This window comes from Streptomyces sp. NPDC111802 (assembly GCF_055634335.1).
Map to the genome: position 1 here is coordinate 95,970 of NZ_JBVKCZ010000002.1, position 15,984 is coordinate 111,953.

Here is a 15,984-nt window from a genome sequence, read left to right on the forward strand (position 1 = left end):
ACGTTCCATGTGGGCCCAACCCATGGATGGCGCGGAGCCGAACCCGCACCATGAGGCAGATTTCGCGGTTCCGCTCCCCCATGTCCCCGTGTCCCCTCTGCCAGGAGGCCGCCATGCGCCTGTCCAGGGCTGTTCCGATCGTCGCCGCCACGCTGCTGGCCACCGCCCTCAGCGGGCCGACTCCCGCAAGGGCCGCGGCTGTTGCCTCGGATGTTGGCGAGGAGCACTGCGGGCATCAGGAGCGCGTACGGGTACCGGGCGCAGCCTTCCAGCAGACCACGTGCCTTCCGGATCTGACCACGACGGGGCTCTCCGGCACGCCCTACACCGACACCAGCGACCAGGCCGGGCTGACGGCACGGGGCACCCGGACGCCGTCCGGGATTCCCGGGATTCAGATCGACGGCTACTTCCCTGACTCCTCTCGGTTCAACAACACCCACGGCCTGCGTCACGACGCGCAGTTCGTGATCCGGCTGCCGGACCGCTGGAACGGCGGACTGGTCGTCACCGGGGCCCCGGGCACCCGCAGGCAGTACGCGACGGACAAGGCGATCTCCGACCAGGTGCTCGCGCTGGGCTACGCCTACGCGGCGACCGACAAGGGCAACAGCGGCGCCGACTTCTACCGGGACGGCGAACGACCCGGTGACGCGGTCGCGGAGTGGAACACGCGGACCACTCAGCTGACGCGAGCCGCGCGCAAGGCCGTGGCCCAGCGCTACGGCCACACTCCCCGTCGTACGTACATGACCGGCATCTCCAACGGCGGATACCTGACGCGCTGGCAGCTCGAGAACCATCCCGAGCTGTACGACGGCGGCGTCGACTGGGAGGGCGCCCTGTGGACCGCGGACGGCCCCAGCCTCCTCACCTCCTTGCCCACGGCCGTGTCGCGCATGCTCGGCTCCGCGCGGGACGAGGACCTGTACGCGGTCGGCTTCGCACCTGGCTCCGAGTTCCTGTGGCCGTACCACGAGCAGGCTTACTGGGGAGTCACCCAGAAGATCTACCGCGCCGAGTTCGACCCGGCGTACGACCCCGGCTGCCCTGGTCCGTCCGCCGGGACCACACCGGAGCAGATCCTGGCGCCGTGCGCGTCCGACGCCCGGTACGACTACGCCTCCCGGCCCGCCTCCGTCCATCGCGCGGTGGCACGCGTCGCCCTGACCGGGCGCATCGGCCGACCCCTGATCACGCTGCACGGTGATCTGGACGCGCTGCTGCCGAAGACGGCCGACTCCGATGTGTACGCCCGGATGATCGACGCGAGCGGGCGGGGACCACTGCACCGCTACTTCACGATCGCGGGCGGCACGCACGTCGACGGGCTGTACGACACCTACCCGGACCGGCTCCGGCCGATCCTGCCCTGCTACCGGTCGGCGTTCGACGCGCTGGTCTCCTGGGTGGAGCGAGGCACCCGACCGCCCGCGGACCGTACCGTGGGCAGGCCCGCGAGCGGTGATGTGCTCAACTCCTGTGCGCTGTCCAGCCCTGTCGCACCGGCGGCCGGGTGAGGATCAGCGCCCCAGCTCCTTGCGCGTGGCGCGGCGCAGCCTGCGCCGCTGTGACGGGTCGAGCGTGAGGTACGCGGCGGCCGGGACTCCCAGGACTATCAGGAGCGCGGCCCACCACGGCAGCCAGATCAACAGGATGAGACCGGCCGCCACACCTCCCGCGGCGATCTTCGCGTTCTTCGACATGTGCGTCGCCTCCTTCGCGGCCACTGCCGCTCTCTGACCTGAAAACGGGTCCGCGTTGCCGGCGGTTCCGAACCGCGACCCTGAGACGACCCTGAGGTGCGGCCCCTACGGGTCGCGGAGGTCCGGGGACGGCCGATGCGCGCTCGGCACTCGGTCGAGTCCCGGGCTCCGCACATCTGAGATACCCATACCGAACAGGAGTGACCCAGGCCACGTCACCCGCAAGCCGGAAGGCTTCCGAGTGCTGTACCCTCGACCACTCCCATCCGGGTAGTCAAATTTGAGGAGTGTCGCAGAGCTGTGCCGAGGCTTCCCGAGGCAACACCGTCCGAGATTTCCGAACTGGCTCTTTGCTGTGCCGTCTTCGTACCCGGTGATCCGGCACGCACCGGAAGGTTCGCCTTCTGGCGCGCCGACGGCGGCGCCCTTCCGCCCGTCGCGTCCGGATCCGTCGAGGATCTGGACGTCGTCCTGCCCGGCGACGACGGTGTCGAGCTGGTGCGGGTGCCGGCCGTACTGCTCCCCGTGCGTGCCGCCCTGCCCGCGCTCACGCGTGCGCGTACCTTCGCACAGGCGCCCCGAGCGAGTGCCTTCTGGGGCACGGCCACCGTGCTGGCCCTGCAACTCGTGGCACGTGGACTGATGTTGCCCGGCCTCTCCGCGGACGACCACGACGCCTGGCGCGTCGGTCCCCTGCGCCCCGAGGACGTCGAACGCGTCCGTGCCCTTGCCGCCGCCATGCCGCCCGAAGCCCACGCGGTGCCGCTGCGTGGCGTGGAGCCGCTGAGGCTGCCGGATCCGGAGCTGCTGCTGCGGGCCTTCCTGGACGCGGTCGCCGACGCGCTGCCCCGCTCCCCCGCGGCGGCGCTCGTGACGGGCGGGCCCGCCTACGCTGCGCAGGAGCCGCAACAGGTGCCCGCGCTGCGTGCGTGGGCCGCCGATGTCGCCGCGGGCCATGACGCGGGCGTGCGGCTCTCCCTGCGGCTCGAGGTCCCCGGCCTCGCCGAGGAGACGCGGGACGACGCGGCGCTGTCGTTCCGGGCGGTGCTCCAGGTGCACAGCGTGAGTGATCCGACGCTGGTCGCGGACGCCGCCGACGTGTGGGCCGGCTCGGACGGCTTCGGCCCGCGCGCGCTGTTGGACGCCCTGCCGGCACTGCGACGCGCGGCCCGTGCCTGGCCTCCGCTCACGCCGCTGCTCTCGGCGGCCGTACCGGACGTCGTGGAACTCTCCGACGAGGAGGTGACCGACCTGATGGGGGCGGGCGCGCGGCATCTCGCCGGGGTCGGTGTGGACGTGCACTGGCCCAGGCAGCTGTCCCGTGAGCTGACGGCCCGCGCGGTGATCGGTCCGCCGGACGACGAGTCCGCGCCTGTCAGGCTCTCGTCGGACACGCCGTCGTTCCTGTCGGCCGACGCGCTGCTCGCCTTCAACTGGCGGTTCGCGCTGGGCGACCAGCAGCTCACGCGCGAGGAGCTGGACCATCTGGCGGAGGCGAACCGTCCTGTGGTGCGGCTGCGCGACCAGTGGGTCCTGGTCGACCCGCACGAGGTGCGCCGGGCCCGCGCGCAGCAGGACCACAAGGTGACGCCCATCGACGCGCTCGGTGCCGCGCTGACGGGCTCCACCGAGGTGGACGGCCGGCAGGTCGAGGTCCGGTCCACGGGCTGGCTGGCGGCGCTGCGAGAGCGCCTCACGGACCCCGAGGGACAGGAGCAGGTGGGCCAGCCGCCCGCGCTCACGGCCACGCTGCGGGACTACCAGCGGCGCGGCCTGAGCTGGCTGGCTCGCACGACGTCCCTGGGCCTGGGCTGCTGTCTGGCCGACGACATGGGCCTGGGCAAGACGATCACGCTGATCGCGCTGCACCTTCACCGGCAGTCCGACGCCTCGTCCGCCGGTCCCACGCTGGTGGTGTGTCCGACGTCCCTGATGGGCAACTGGCAACGCGAGATCGAGAAGTTCGCGCCCGGCACGCGCGTGCGTCGCTTCCACGGCTCGCGCCGCGAACTGGCCTCCGTCGCGGACGGAGAGTTCGTGCTGACCACTTACGGCACGATGCGCCTGGACGCGCACCGGCTGGCCGAGGTGCCGTGGGGCATGGTCGTGGCGGACGAGGCTCAGCATGTGAAGAACCCGTACTCCGCTACCGCGCGGGCGTTGCGTTCCATCGGCGCACGCGCGCGCGTGGCGCTCACCGGCACCCCGGTCGAGAACAACCTGTCGGAGCTGTGGGCGATCCTCGACTGGACGACCCCGGGACTGCTGGGCCGTCTCGGCACGTTCCGCGCGCGCTACGCCCAGGCGGTCGAGGGCGGCCATGACCCGGCCGCCGCGGAGCGGCTCGCCCGGCTCGTACGCCCGTTCCTGCTGCGCCGACGCAAGTCGGACCCGGGGATCGCGCCGGAACTCCCGCCGAAGACGGAGACCGACCGCGCGGTGTCCCTCACCACGGAACAGGCGGGCCTGTACGAGGCGGTGGTCCGCGAGACACTGGCGGCGATCTCCGAAGCGGACAGCATGGCGCGCCGCGGAATGATCGTGAAGCTCCTGACGGGCCTGAAGCAGATCTGCAACCACCCGGCGCAGTTCCTCAAGGAGGAGCGGCCGACGATCGCCGGACGCTCGGGAAAGCTGGAGTTGCTGGACGAACTGCTCGACACCATCCTCTCCGAAGGGGCGAGCGTCCTGGTGTTCACGCAGTACGTGCGGATGGGAAGCCTCATCGAAGAGCACCTGGCGGCCCGCGGCGTGCCCACGCAGTTCCTGCACGGCGGAACACCCGTGGCCGAGCGCGAGGCCCTGGTGGAGCGCTTCCAGGACGGTGAAGTGCCCGTCTTCCTGCTGTCGTTGAAGGCCGCCGGCACCGGCCTGAACCTGACCCGCGCCGAGCATGTCGTGCACTACGACCGCTGGTGGAACCCCGCCGTCGAGGCACAGGCCACCGACCGCGCGTACCGCATCGGCCAGACCCGGCCCGTGCAGGTGCACCGGCTGATCGCCGAGGGAACCATCGAGGACCGCATCGCCGACATGCTGAGCCGCAAGCGTGAGCTCGCCGACGCGGTGCTCGGCGCGGGCGAGGCGGCACTCACCGAGCTGACGGACGCGGAGCTGGCCGACCTGGTGGAACTGCGAGAGGGCACGCGATGACTCGGCACGACGGTGACATGGAGCGCACGTTCGCGGCGCTGCCGCCCGCGCACGGGCGAGGCTTCGCGCAGACATGGTGGGGCCAGGCCTGGCTGAAGGCACTGGAGGAGACGGCGCTGGACTCGACGCAGCTCAAGGCCGGACGCAGTCTCGCGCGGGCAGGAGCGGTCGGGGCGGTGTCGGTGCGCCCGGGGCGCATCACGGCCGTGGTGCAGGGCCGCGACCGTACGGCGCACCGGGCCGATGTGCTGCTGGAGGAGCTGGCCGCGGACGAGTGGGACCGCTTCCTGGACATGGCCGTGGAGCGGGCCGGGCATGTCGCCGCGCTGCTGGACCGCGAGATGCCGCCGCACCTGGTGGAGGACGCGGCCGCCAGGGGCATCGAACTGCTGCCGGGCATGGGTGATCTCGAGCCGCGGTGCGGCTGCGACGCCTGGGACCACTGCGGGCACACAGCGGCCCTCTGCTACCAGGTGGCACGGCTGTTGGACCAGGATCCCTTCGTCCTGCTGCTGATGCGCGGACGGGGCGAACGCGATCTCCTGAACGACCTCCAGGCCCGCAGCGCCGCACCCGCCACCAGCCGGCACGAACCATCAGAACCGTCCGAGCCCGAGGGCGTGGACGCCGCGGAGGCGTATGCGACGGGCGACATCCTCCCGCCGCTGCCCGCACTGCCCGAGCCGCCCGCCGAGCCGGGAGTGCCGCCCTCCCTGGACGCCGAGACGCCTCCCGCGCCCGGTGTCGATCCCGCCGCCCTGGAGTTCCTGGCCGCCCGGACCGCCGCGGAAGCCCATCGCATGCTCGTGGAGGCGCTACGAACGCAACCGGAACAACACATCGCAGAAATGCAGTTGAGCCTCGAACAGGACGCCGTGCGCCTCGCCACCGGCGCTCCCCACGCGAGCGTGGCTGAACGGCTGACCGACGGATCGGGACGCGGCCGGGAGGGGCTGACGACTGCTGTACGCGCTTGGCGACTCGGCGGTGTCTCCGCGCTGTCCGTGCTCGACGAGGAGTGGTCCGTGGAGGGTGAAACGCTCGCACGCGCGCGTGCCGCCCTGGAGTCGGCCTGGGACGAGGGGGAGCGGCCTGCCCTGCGGGCCGAGGGCAACCGGTGGACGGTCGAGGGTGGGCCGGGGCAACTGCGCCTCGGGCGGGACGGGCGCTGGTGGCCGTACCGCGAGGAACGGGGCCACTGGGTGCCGGCGGGAGGTCCTGCGCGGGATCCGGCGACGGCGCTCTCGTCGGTGCGGCACACGGAGGAGGAGCAACCGTAGGGCTCCCCCGTGGCGGTGTCGGCGAGGTGACGGTCGATCTCGGCGCGGCGCTCCTGGCCGGAACAATCCGATGTTTTCGCTTCGCAAGGCCCAGCACTGGCCGAACGGGCTTGCATCCTGGGCCGGTTCGTTTTCCTGTCGGTGACTTCGGCTCGCCGAGCGTCCGTCGTTCCGTGTTCACCTTGCGGTCGTCCGGCGTTCCGCGCGGGCTCCAAATCTTGCCGCTGTCAGCGAACTTGGTCCTCAGGAGGCCCGAATGTCCCCACACGCCACAGGCCGGCGCCGTGCTCACCGTTTCGTCGCCGGGGGCGTACCCCTCGCCGTGATCGCGGCACTCGTGGCTGCCGGGCCCGCGGCCGGCGCCGGGGACAGGCACGGCACCGCGCACGTCGTGCGTACGGCCGCTCTCGGCGACATCCCGCTCGCCGCGTTCAGCAACGCGCTGCTGCCCGGCACCGTGAGCGACGACCGGGGCGTGGACCTGGGCGGCATAGGCAGCGACATCTACCCGACGGGCCGCAAGGGCGAGTTCTGGACAGTCACCGACCGCGGCCCCAACGGGCAGATCAAGGTGGACGGCGTGAAGCGCCGCACGTTCCCCGTGCCGGGCTTCGATCCGGCGATCGTGAAGATCCGGGTGACCGGAAGCTCCGTGAAGGTGCTGGACGCGATTCCCATCACGACGGCGTCCGGCAAGGCCGTCACCGGTCTCCCGAACCAGCAGGGACGCGACGAGGCGCCGTACACCTATGACGCGCGCACTCCCCTCACGTACAACCCGAACGGACTGGACACCGAAGGCATCGTCCGGAGCGCCGACGGGAGTTTCTGGCTCGCCGACGAATACGGGCCCTCCCTGGTGCACGTCTCCGCGCGCGGGAAGGTCCTCACGCGGTACGTGCCCGAGGGGCTCGGCCTCACCGGCGCGGACTACCCGGTCGTGGAGGCGCTGCCCTCCGTGCTGCTGCACCGGAAGACCAACCGCGGTTTCGAAGGGCTCGCCCAGCTGCCGGGCGGCGACCTGGTGATGGCCGTGCAGAGCCCGCTGTCCCTGCCCGACACGGAGGCCGGGGAGGCGTCGCGCACGACGCGACTGCTGCGCTTCTCGCCGAAGAAGAAGGCGATCACCGCGGAGTACGCGTACCGCTTCGACCCGGTGAACGTGGTGGACCCGAGCGAGGACGACACCTCCGAGCTGAAGATCTCGTCGGTGGTGGCCGTCGGCGGGAACCGGCTGTTGGTCGAGGAACGCACCGACAAGGCCGCGCGGCTGCACCTGGTACGTCTGGACCGAGCGGCGAACATCCTCGGCAGCCGCTGGGACGACGACACGACGTCTCCGTCGCTCGAGCAGCTTGACGACCCGGCGACGTCGGGTGTGCCGGTGCTGCGCAAGCGGCTGGTCGTCGACCTGGGCACGGTCGCCGGTGTGCCCGGGAAGATCGAGGGCATCGCGCGCGTGGACCACGACACGCTGGCCCTGATCAACGACAACGACTTCGGGATGACGGACGGCGCGGACGCGTTCGACGACGAGGGCCGGCTGGTCGACAGCGGCATCGAGACGTCCGTGATCTACGTGCGCCTCCCGCACGGCATCTGACGTCGCACTCAAGACGGAAGGCGTCGGGGAGCGGTACGCGCGCGTGCCGCTCCCTTCCGGGCTCCTACGGCAACTCGTCCGCCGGCGGCGGCAGCAGCGACTCCAAGCCGCTCGGCAAACCACTCGGCAGCTCCGTCGGGAACCCGGACGGCAGTGAGGTCGGCAGGTCGCTCGGCAGTCGGCTGGGGAGTTCGGTCGGGATGCTGAAGGACGGCCTGGGCGAGCCGCTCGTGCTGCTCTCCGCGGGCGGTTTCTCGTCGGGCGAGCCATCACTGCCCGTTGCCATCAGGACCACGGCCACGACGGCTCCGACGGCCACGATCGCAACGAGCAGGATGAGGAGCGGACCGGGCCGCCGTCGCGGTCCACCGCCTCCGCCGGGCGGTTCCGAGGGCGGCGGGCCACCGTACGAGGGCGGGCCGCTGTTCCCCGGGGGCGGACCGTATCCTCCATGCGTCCCGTATCCCCCGGTGGGAGGCGGTCCGAAGCCGCCACCCGGAGGCGGCGTGTCACCAGGCGGTCCTGGCGGCTGAGGCGGTACGGGCGGCATGGCCATACCGTCCAGAGTCGCCGCGTAAGGGTCAGGGCGCGACCCCCACAGGGGAGTTAATACGCGCCCATGCCATGGATCGCACGATTCCGGAACATTGCGCGAGGAAGTCGATCGTCAAGCCGTACCGCGTGTGACCGGGTCTCTCGACCTGCGGTCACACGCGGTCGGGCACACGCGCGTGCCTCGGCCTCAGCCGCGCGCGCCCAGCAGGTGGTCCATCGCCAGCTGGTCCAGGCGCTCGAAGGCCATCCCGCGCGCGGCGGCCGCCTCGACGTCGAACTCCTCGAAGGCCGTACGGTCCGCGAGCAGCGCCTTGAGGCCGTCCGCCGCCGTCGGCTGCGCCAGCTCGTCCAGACGAGAGGCACGCAGCGCCTCCTGAACCTCCGGGTCCGCGCGGAAGGCGGCCGAACGCTCCTTCAGGATCAGGTAGTTGCGCATGCAGCCCGCGGCCGAGGCCCACACGCCGTCGAGGTCCTCGGTCCGCGGCGGCTTGAAGTCGAAGTGGCGCGGGCCGGCGTAACCGGCGCTCTCCAGGAGGTCGACCAGCCAGAAGGCGGCACGCAGGTCGCCCGCGCCGAAGCGCAGATCCTGGTCGTACTTGATGCCGGACTGGCCGTTGAGGTCGATATGGAAGAGCTTGCCCGCCCACAGGGCCTGCGCGATGCCGTGCGGGAAGTTCAGCCCGGCCATCTGCTCGTGACCGACCTCGGGGTTCACGCCGTACAGGTCGGGGCGCTCCAGGCGCTCGATGAACGCCAGCGCGTGGCCGACGGTGGGCAGCAGGATGTCGCCGCGCGGCTCGTTCGGCTTGGGCTCGATCGCGAACTTCAGGTCGTAGCCCTGGGAGGTGACGTACTCGCCGAGGAGGTCGAAGGCCTCCTTCATGCGGTCGAGGGCCACGCGCACGTCCTTGGCGCCGCCGGACTCGGCGCCCTCGCGGCCACCCCAGGCCACATATGTCTGCGCGCCGAGTTCGACCGCGAGGTCGATGTTGCGGATCGTCTTGCGCAGGGCGTAACGGCGGACGTCGCGGTCGTTGGCGGTGAAGGCGCCGTCCTTGAAGACGGGGTGCGTGAAGAGGTTGGTGGTGGCCATCGGCACGGTCATGCCGGTCGTGTCGAGGGCCTCGCGGAAGCGCTTGATGTGCGCCTCGCGCTCGGTGTCGGAGGACCCGAAGGGGATCAGGTCGTCGTCGTGGAAGGTGACGCCGTAGGCGCCGAGCTCGGCCAGGCGCTGCACCGTCTCGACCGGGTCGAGGGCACGGCGGGTGGCGTCGCCGAAGGGGTCCCGTCCCTGCCAGCCGACGGTCCACAGGCCGAAGGTGAACCTGTCCTCGGGGGTGGGCTGGTGGCTCATGCCGCGGCTCCTTGCTTGCTGACGACTGCTTGCACGACTCGCTACGACTATTTCGTCATGGCACTTTACAAATTAGTATGCCCACGCGTCCCTGGGAAGGGACAAGATGTCCCTGAAGGGGTCCGGTCCGGGTCGTGACACTCCGGGCACCCTCGAAACAGCAGGTCCGTTCCCGTAGAGCCGCGGAAAAGGGAGAGCCCGATGTCAGCAGCCGAGGGTCCGCTCGTCGTCGGCGTGGACACGTCCACCCAGTCCACGAAGGCGCTGGTCGTCGACGCGTCGACCGGGCGGGTCGTCGCGAGCGGCCAGGCCGGGCACACGGTGTCCTCCGGGGCCGGCCGCGAGAGCGACCCGCGCCAGTGGTGGGACGCCCTGTGCGAGGCGCTGCGCCAGTGCGGCGACGCCGCGCACGAGGCCGCCGCGGTGTCGGTCGGCGGGCAGCAGCACGGCCTGGTCACACTCGACGACCGGGGCGAGCCGGTCCGTCCGGCGCTGCTGTGGAACGACGTGCGCTCGGCGCCGCAGGCCCGCCGTCTGACGGAGGAGCTCGGCGGCGCGAAGTTCTGGGCCGAGCGCACGGGTTCCGTCCCTGCCGCGTCCTTCACGGTCACGAAGTGGGCCTGGCTGGCCGAGAACGAGCCGGAGTCCGTCCGGGCCACCAAGGCCGTACGCCTCCCCCACGACTACCTCACCGAACGCCTCACGGGGCAGGGCACGACCGACCGGGGCGACGTCTCCGGTACGGGCTGGTGGGCCTCCGGGACGGAGTCGTACGACGACGAGATCCTCGCGCACGTGGGGCTCGACCCGGCGCTGCTGCCCCGTGTGGTGCGGCCCGGTGAGATCGCGGGCACCGTGCGCGACAGCCATGACCTGCCGTTCTCCAAGGGCACCCTGGTGGCGCCCGGCACCGGCGACAACGCCGCCGCCGCGTTGGGACTCGGCCTGCGCCCCGGCATGCCCGTGCTGAGCCTCGGCACATCGGGCACGGTGTACGCCGTGTCGAAGCGGCGCCCCGCCGACCCGACCGGGACGGTGGCGGGCTTCGCCGACGCGCACGGCGACTGGCTGCCGCTGGCCTGCACCCTGAACTGCACGCTCGCCGTCGACCGCCTGGCGACCCTGCTGGGCCTGGACCGCGAGGCCGTGGAGCCCACCACCGGTCTCACGCTCCTGCCGTACCTGGACGGCGAGCGCACGCCCAACCTGCCGAACGCCTCCGGCATCCTGCATGGCCTGCGCCACGACACGACCGGGGGCCAGCTCCTCCAGGCCGCCTACGACGGTGCCGTGCACGCCCTGCTGGGCGCCCTCGACCTGGTGCTCGACGAGGACGCGGACCGCTCGGCCCCGCTGCTGCTGATCGGCGGCGGCGCCCGGGGCACGGCCTGGCAGCAGACCGTACGACGGCTGTCGGGGCGCCCCGTGCAGGTCCCCGAGGCCAGGGAACTGGTCGCGCTCGGCGCCGCCGCCCAGGCGGCCGGCCTGCTGACCGGCGAGGATCCGGCGGCGGTCGCCCGGCGCTGGAACACCACGCGTGGGCCGGTACTGGACGCCATCGAGCGGGACGAGGAGACGCTGACCAGGATCAGCGGGGTACTCTCCGACGCGGCCCCGCTGCTGGAGCGGAGCCCTGAGGCGCACTGAGGACTGACGGAGGAATGACCGCACCGCTGCACCAGGCCCACCCGACCGGCGCCGGGCGCGCGCTGCCCAACACCCAGCAGGGCATGCGCCGCCGCAATCTCGCGCGGGTGATGCACACGGTCAGCGCCGAGGGGCCGCTCTCCCGTGCCGCTGTCGCCTCCCGTATCGAGCTGACGCGTGCGGCGGTGTCCACCCTCGTCGACGAGCTGATCCGCTCGGGGCTGCTGGAGGAACTCGGTCCCGAGCGGCCGGGCCGGGTGGGCCGTCCCGGGTCGGCGCTCGCGGTCAGCGGGCACGGTCCGGCCGGGATAGGCGCGGAGATCGGCGTCGACCATCTCGCTGTCTGTGCCGTCGATCTGCGCGGGGAGGTGCGCTCCAGGGCGGTGCGGCACGGAGCGAACCGGGGCCGGGCGCCCGAACCGGTGATCGAGGAACTCGACGCGCTGGTGCGCCGGGTCGTCGACGAAGCCGAACGCGAAGGGCTGTGGCCCGCCGGCCTGGCGGTCGCCGTGCCGGGTCTGGTGGCGCGCGACGCCCGCACGGTCGTACGCGCCCCGAACCTCGACTGGCACGACACCGACCTGGCCGCCCTGCTCCCCGCGGACTACCCCCTGACCGTGGGCAACGAGGCCGATTTCGGTGCGCTCGCCGAACTCTGGCTCGGCGACGACACCCCTCGTGACTTCCTGCATGTGTCCGCGGAGATCGGCATCGGTGCGGGCGTCGTCGTGGACGGGGGGCTGCTGCGTGGAACGCGCGGCTTCGCGGGCGAGTTGGGCCATGTGCCCGTTCAACCCGACGGACCTGAGTGCCCGTGCGGGGGGCGCGGTTGCCTGGAGCAGTACGCCGGTGAGGAGGCGGTGCTGCGCGCGGCCGGACTGGAGCCCGGCGAGGACCGTGTCGGACTGCTCGCCGGTCGGGCCGCCGAGGGGGACGAGGACGTACGGCGTGCCTTGCGCGACGCGGGAACGGCGCTCGGTATCGCGCTGACCGGCGCCGTCAATCTGCTGGACCCCGAGAGCGTGGTGCTGGGCGGTGCGCTGGCCGGGCTCGCGCCCTGGCTGCTGCCGTCACTGGAGGCCGAACTGGACCGGCGCACCGCGGGACCGGCCTGTCCGGTGTCCGTGTCTCGGCTGGGTCCCGAGGGGCCGTTGCTGGGGGCCGCGCACTCCGTGGTGCGAGCGGTGCTGGATGATCCGGCCGCGGTGGCGGAACGGGTCTGATTCCGGGCGAGGTCGGCCCGACCCCAGAGCAACGGGGCCGAATCCAGGCCGTGTTCACTCATGTGAGTGACCGAGTTATCCACATTCTCACGGCTGTCCACGGAAACCCGGCGTGCTCTTCTGCCCAACCCACCAGCGCCGTAACGTGATTCACGCGAGGCGCAGCCATCGTGTCGGCGTCATCCCGAGCGCAGAGCCGACACCGCGGATGTCCTCGACGACTCCTCCCCGACCGGACTTTCGCAGAACGGAGCTGTGCAGCGATGAGCGACCCCCGGATCCTCACCGTCCGGCCCGAGCCCGGCGAGTACGCCTGGACGTTCGGCGGCGCGCCGCCCGTGGCGCGCGTCGCGCCTGGTACGGTCCTCGACCTGTACACGGAGGACTCCTTCGCGGGACGGGTGCGGTCGGAGAAGGACCTGGTCTCGGAGGTGTGCGAATTCCCTTACCTCAACCCCCAGACGGGGCCCTTCCACATCGAGGGCGCCGAGCCGGGTGACACGATCGCCGTGCACTTCGTGTCGATCGAACCGGCCCGGGACTGGGCGGCGTCGACCACCGTCCCGCTGTTCGGCGCGCTCACCTCCACACACACCACGGCCACGCTGCAGCCGCCCCTGCCGGAGACCGTCTGGATCTGGCAGCTCGACCGGACGCGGCGTACGGCGCTGTTCCAGGCCCACGACAGTGACATCGAGGCCGAGCTACCCATGGACCCGATGCACGGCACCGTCGGGGTGGCGCCCGCCAATCTGGAGGTGCGTTCAGCGCTGGTGCCCGACGCGCACGGCGGGAACATGGACACACCGGAGATGCGGGCGGGCGTCACCTGCTATCTCGGGGTGAACGTCGAGGGCGCGCTGCTCAGCCTCGGCGACGGCCACGCCCGGCAGGGTGAGGGCGAGACCTGTGGGGTCGCGGTCGAGTGCGCCATGAACACCGTCGTGATCGTCGAGCTGCTCAAAGAGCTCGCGACGCCCTGGCCCCGGATCGAGTCGGACACACACATCATCTCGACGGGCTCGGCACGGCCGTTGGAGGACGCGTTCCGGATATCCCAGGTCGACCTGGTGCGGTGGCTGGTGCGGGACTACGGGTTCAGTGAGCTGGACGCGTATCAGTTCGCGACGCAGGCGGTCGAGTCACCGCTGGCCAACGTGTGCGACACCAACTACACATGTGTGGCCAAGATCCGCAAACAGTGGCTGCCCGCGCGCGAGACGCACCGCGGAGTGCATGCGCGACTGAGGGAGACGGCGGCGACGCTGCACTGAGCGCCCCACCGCACTCGACGACGCTTCGCTGAGCGCCCGGCCACTCGACAGCGACCTGCGGCCGAGCACAACACGGAAAGGTAATCGTCCCTTTGGAACGCCCAAGACCACATCTGCAACGCGCAAGACCACGTCTGGAACGCGCAAGACTGCATCTCAGCCGCCGGCAGATCCTGCAAGGCACGGCTCTCGCCGCCGTCCCGTACGCCCTGCTCCCCGAATGGCGGGCCGGAACGCACGTCCCGGGCCCGGACTACCCGCTCGCCGAGTGGCGGCCGGCGAGCACCGCCAACTACACGGTGGCGAACCGCCCCACGACCCATCCAATCGACCGGGTGATCATCCACGTGACACAGACCCGCTACCCCAAGACCCTGTCCGTCTTCCAGCTCCCCAAGCACAAGGTGTCCGCCCACTACGTCATCCGGTCGGCCGACGGACACACCTCCCAGTGCGTTCGCGAGGCGGACATCGCCTGGCACGCCGGGGACTGGGACCACAACACGCGCAGCGTCGGCATAGAGCACGAGGGCTGGGTGGACCAACCCGCCTACTTCACCGACGTCCTGTACGAGACGTCGGCCCGCCTCACTGCCTCGATCTGCGCCAGGCACGGCATACCGAAGGACCGGACGCACATCATCGGGCACCGTGAGGTGCCGGGCACCGACCACACCGATCCCGGTCCGCACTGGGACTGGACGCGTTACATACGGCTGGTGAACGCGGCCTGAGGGTCGCACATCTGCGCCGGTGTGCCCGTCGTTCGGGTGCCCCTCGTCGAAAAGGTTGTCCGCGCGCGTACTCGGAGTGACGATGTCCCCAGCCGCATTGCATCGCCGGGAGGCCGAGTTGACCGATCCGTGGGTGGCTCTGGAGCCGGGAGCCGACCCCGCCGAGCGCGTACAGGTGCTGCGTCGTGCGCATGAGACGTTCACCGAGGTGGGCACCGTGCCGAAGCCGGTGCGTGGCGTGGTGGCCGACTCGTGGCGGCGTTCCGCGCGGGCCGGTGTCGGTCCGGACGGGACGGCGTGCGTGGAGCTGGCCGACGGCGACCTCGGCAGCTATCGCGCGGAGCATCCGCTGGCGCGGGTGATGCCGCTGTTCCGGGAGCTGTTGGGCACGTTCGCCTCGGACGGCGAGCATCTGCTCGCGGTGTGCGACGCGCACGGCAGGCTCCTGTGGGTCGAGGGCCATCCGACGACGCGGCGCAGGGCGGATCGGATGAACTTCGTGCCGGGGGCTCGGTGGGCGGAGAGCGCGGTCGGGACGAACGCGCCGGGCACGGCGGTCGCCGTGGACCGTCCGGTGCAGGTGTTCGCGGCCGAGCACTTCATACGCCGGGTGCAGCCCTGGACCTGTGCGGCGGCGCCGGTGCACGATCCGCGCACCGGGCGGGTGCTCGGGGCGGTGGACATCACCGGCGGTGACGGGCTGGCGCATCCGCACAGCCTGGGGTTCGTGCAGGCGGTCGCGCGTGCCGCGGAGTCCCATCTGGCACTGCTCGCGCCGCAGCTGCCCGCCGCCGACACGCTGGAGCTGTCGGCACTGGGGCGCGACGAGGCGCAGTTGCTCATCGCCGGCCGCCGGGTGCGGCTCAGTCGCCGGCACAGCGAGATCCTGGTGCTGCTGGCGCGTCACCCGGAGGGGCTGACCGGCGACGAGTTGCTGTGCGCGCTGTACGAAGACGAGTCGGTGCCGCCGGTGACCCTGCGCGCCGAACTGGCCCGTCTGCGCCGCATGCTCGGCCCCGGCCTGCTCGACTCCCGGCCCTACCGGCTCACGGTACCGGTCGAGTCGGATGTCACGGTCGTCGAACGCCGCCTGGAGACCGGCGCGGTCACGGCGGCGGCCACGGCGTACACGGGCCCGCTGCTGCCCGGTTCCCAGGCGCCGGCGGTCGTACGGCTCAGGCGTCTTCTCGCCGACGGACTGCGTACGGCGCTGATCGCCCGCCACGATCCCGACCTGCTGGCGGACTGGGCGCACGCGCCGTGGGGCGAGGACGACATCGACGTATGGCGGGCACTGGCCGCGGTGCGCCCGACGGCGGCGGTTCGGTACCGGCTCGCCTCGCTGGAGTCCGAACTCTCGGCACCGCCCGCCTGGGATCGGAGGCCGACGCACTGATCGAACCACCGCCCCCAGGAGCCCCGGCCCACGCAACGTACATGCAACCTCGCCGTCCC

Annotated in this window: 12 protein-coding genes; 9 read left to right on the forward strand and 3 right to left on the reverse strand. The window is 71.7% G+C overall.

The annotated features are described in order from the left end of the window. Nucleotides 1–113: 113 nt before the first annotated feature. The gene (locus tag ACZ7NC_RS02135) at nucleotides 114–1,520 is read left to right on the forward strand and encodes a tannase/feruloyl esterase family alpha/beta hydrolase (RefSeq protein WP_471484120.1); all 1,407 of its coding nucleotides are present in this window, start codon (nucleotides 114–116) and stop codon (nucleotides 1,518–1,520) included. Nucleotides 1,521–1,523: 3 nt separating this feature from the next. Here the strand turns inward: ACZ7NC_RS02135 and ACZ7NC_RS02140 are convergent, their stop codons facing one another. After that, nucleotides 1,524–1,706, reverse strand: coding sequence for a hypothetical protein (locus ACZ7NC_RS02140; RefSeq protein ID WP_062704261.1), 183 nt, complete (start codon nucleotides 1,704–1,706; stop codon nucleotides 1,524–1,526). A 300-nt stretch (nucleotides 1,707–2,006) separates the two neighbouring features. Here ACZ7NC_RS02140 and ACZ7NC_RS02145 point away from each other — a divergent pair, with 300 nt between their 5' ends. The 3 genes from ACZ7NC_RS02145 to ACZ7NC_RS02155 all read left to right on the forward strand — a co-directional run bounded on the left by ACZ7NC_RS02145 (nucleotide 2,007) and on the right by ACZ7NC_RS02155 (nucleotide 7,742). After that, entirely contained in the window at nucleotides 2,007–4,859 is a 2,853-nt protein-coding gene (locus ACZ7NC_RS02145) for a DEAD/DEAH box helicase (RefSeq protein ID WP_471484121.1), read from the forward strand. Continuing rightward, complete coding sequence (locus tag ACZ7NC_RS02150) at nucleotides 4,856–6,139, forward strand: SWIM zinc finger family protein (RefSeq protein ID WP_471484122.1); 1,284 nt, start codon at nucleotides 4,856–4,858, stop codon at nucleotides 6,137–6,139. Before ACZ7NC_RS02145 ends, ACZ7NC_RS02150 begins: the two co-directional genes overlap by 4 nt. Nucleotides 6,140–6,395: 256 nt before the next feature. Next, nucleotides 6,396–7,742 carry an esterase-like activity of phytase family protein gene (locus tag ACZ7NC_RS02155; protein WP_471484123.1) on the forward strand — a complete coding sequence of 449 codons (1,347 nt, stop codon included), beginning with the start codon at nucleotides 6,396–6,398 and terminating at the stop codon, nucleotides 7,740–7,742. A gap of 64 nt (nucleotides 7,743–7,806) precedes the next feature. On the opposite strand, the gene ACZ7NC_RS02160 is transcribed toward ACZ7NC_RS02155, so the two are convergent. After that, nucleotides 7,807–8,061 (reverse strand): hypothetical protein, encoded by a 255-nt coding sequence (locus ACZ7NC_RS02160; RefSeq protein WP_471484124.1) that lies wholly within the window; start codon nucleotides 8,059–8,061, stop codon nucleotides 7,807–7,809. A gap of 423 nt (nucleotides 8,062–8,484) precedes the next feature. Further along, entirely contained in the window at nucleotides 8,485–9,651 is a 1,167-nt protein-coding gene (gene xylA / locus ACZ7NC_RS02165; protein WP_471484125.1) for a xylose isomerase, read from the reverse strand. Between the two features lie 201 nt (nucleotides 9,652–9,852). On the opposite strand from xylA, the gene xylB reads away from it, so the two are divergent. The 5 genes from xylB to ACZ7NC_RS02190 all read left to right on the forward strand — a co-directional run bounded on the left by xylB (nucleotide 9,853) and on the right by ACZ7NC_RS02190 (nucleotide 15,925). Continuing rightward, on the forward strand, nucleotides 9,853–11,298 hold the full coding sequence (xylB, locus tag ACZ7NC_RS02170) for a xylulokinase (RefSeq protein WP_471484127.1): 1,446 nt from the start codon (nucleotides 9,853–9,855) through the stop codon (nucleotides 11,296–11,298). A 14-nt stretch (nucleotides 11,299–11,312) separates the two neighbouring features. Then, nucleotides 11,313–12,521 carry an ROK family protein gene (locus ACZ7NC_RS02175; RefSeq protein WP_471484129.1) on the forward strand — a complete coding sequence of 403 codons (1,209 nt, stop codon included), beginning with the start codon at nucleotides 11,313–11,315 and terminating at the stop codon, nucleotides 12,519–12,521. 263 nt (nucleotides 12,522–12,784) lie between these two features. Continuing rightward, nucleotides 12,785–13,795, forward strand: coding sequence for an acetamidase/formamidase family protein (locus ACZ7NC_RS02180; RefSeq protein ID WP_471484131.1), 1,011 nt, complete (start codon nucleotides 12,785–12,787; stop codon nucleotides 13,793–13,795). 134 nt (nucleotides 13,796–13,929) lie between these two features. Next, nucleotides 13,930–14,529, forward strand: a complete 600-nt coding sequence (locus tag ACZ7NC_RS02185) for an N-acetylmuramoyl-L-alanine amidase (RefSeq protein ID WP_471484479.1) — start codon at nucleotides 13,930–13,932, stop codon at nucleotides 14,527–14,529. 82 nt (nucleotides 14,530–14,611) lie between these two features. After that, complete coding sequence (locus ACZ7NC_RS02190; protein WP_471484133.1) at nucleotides 14,612–15,925, forward strand: winged helix-turn-helix domain-containing protein; 1,314 nt, start codon at nucleotides 14,612–14,614, stop codon at nucleotides 15,923–15,925. Nucleotides 15,926–15,984: the final 59 nt, after the last annotated feature.

Coding starts and splice junctions, on each gene's coding strand:
- ACZ7NC_RS02135 (WP_471484120.1), top strand. CDS start 114: ATGCGCCTGTCCAGGGCTGTTCCGATCGTCGCCGCCACGCTGCTGGCC.
- ACZ7NC_RS02140 (WP_062704261.1), bottom strand. CDS start 1,706: ATGTCGAAGAACGCGAAGATCGCCGCGGGAGGTGTGGCGGCCGGTCTC.
- ACZ7NC_RS02150 (WP_471484122.1), top strand. CDS start 4,856: ATGACTCGGCACGACGGTGACATGGAGCGCACGTTCGCGGCGCTGCCG.
- ACZ7NC_RS02155 (WP_471484123.1), top strand. CDS start 6,396: ATGTCCCCACACGCCACAGGCCGGCGCCGTGCTCACCGTTTCGTCGCC.
- xylA (WP_471484125.1), bottom strand. CDS start 9,651: ATGAGCCACCAGCCCACCCCCGAGGACAGGTTCACCTTCGGCCTGTGG.
- xylB (WP_471484127.1), top strand. CDS start 9,853: ATGTCAGCAGCCGAGGGTCCGCTCGTCGTCGGCGTGGACACGTCCACC.
- ACZ7NC_RS02175 (WP_471484129.1), top strand. CDS start 11,313: ATGACCGCACCGCTGCACCAGGCCCACCCGACCGGCGCCGGGCGCGCG.
- ACZ7NC_RS02180 (WP_471484131.1), top strand. CDS start 12,785: ATGAGCGACCCCCGGATCCTCACCGTCCGGCCCGAGCCCGGCGAGTAC.
- ACZ7NC_RS02190 (WP_471484133.1), top strand. CDS start 14,612: ATGTCCCCAGCCGCATTGCATCGCCGGGAGGCCGAGTTGACCGATCCG.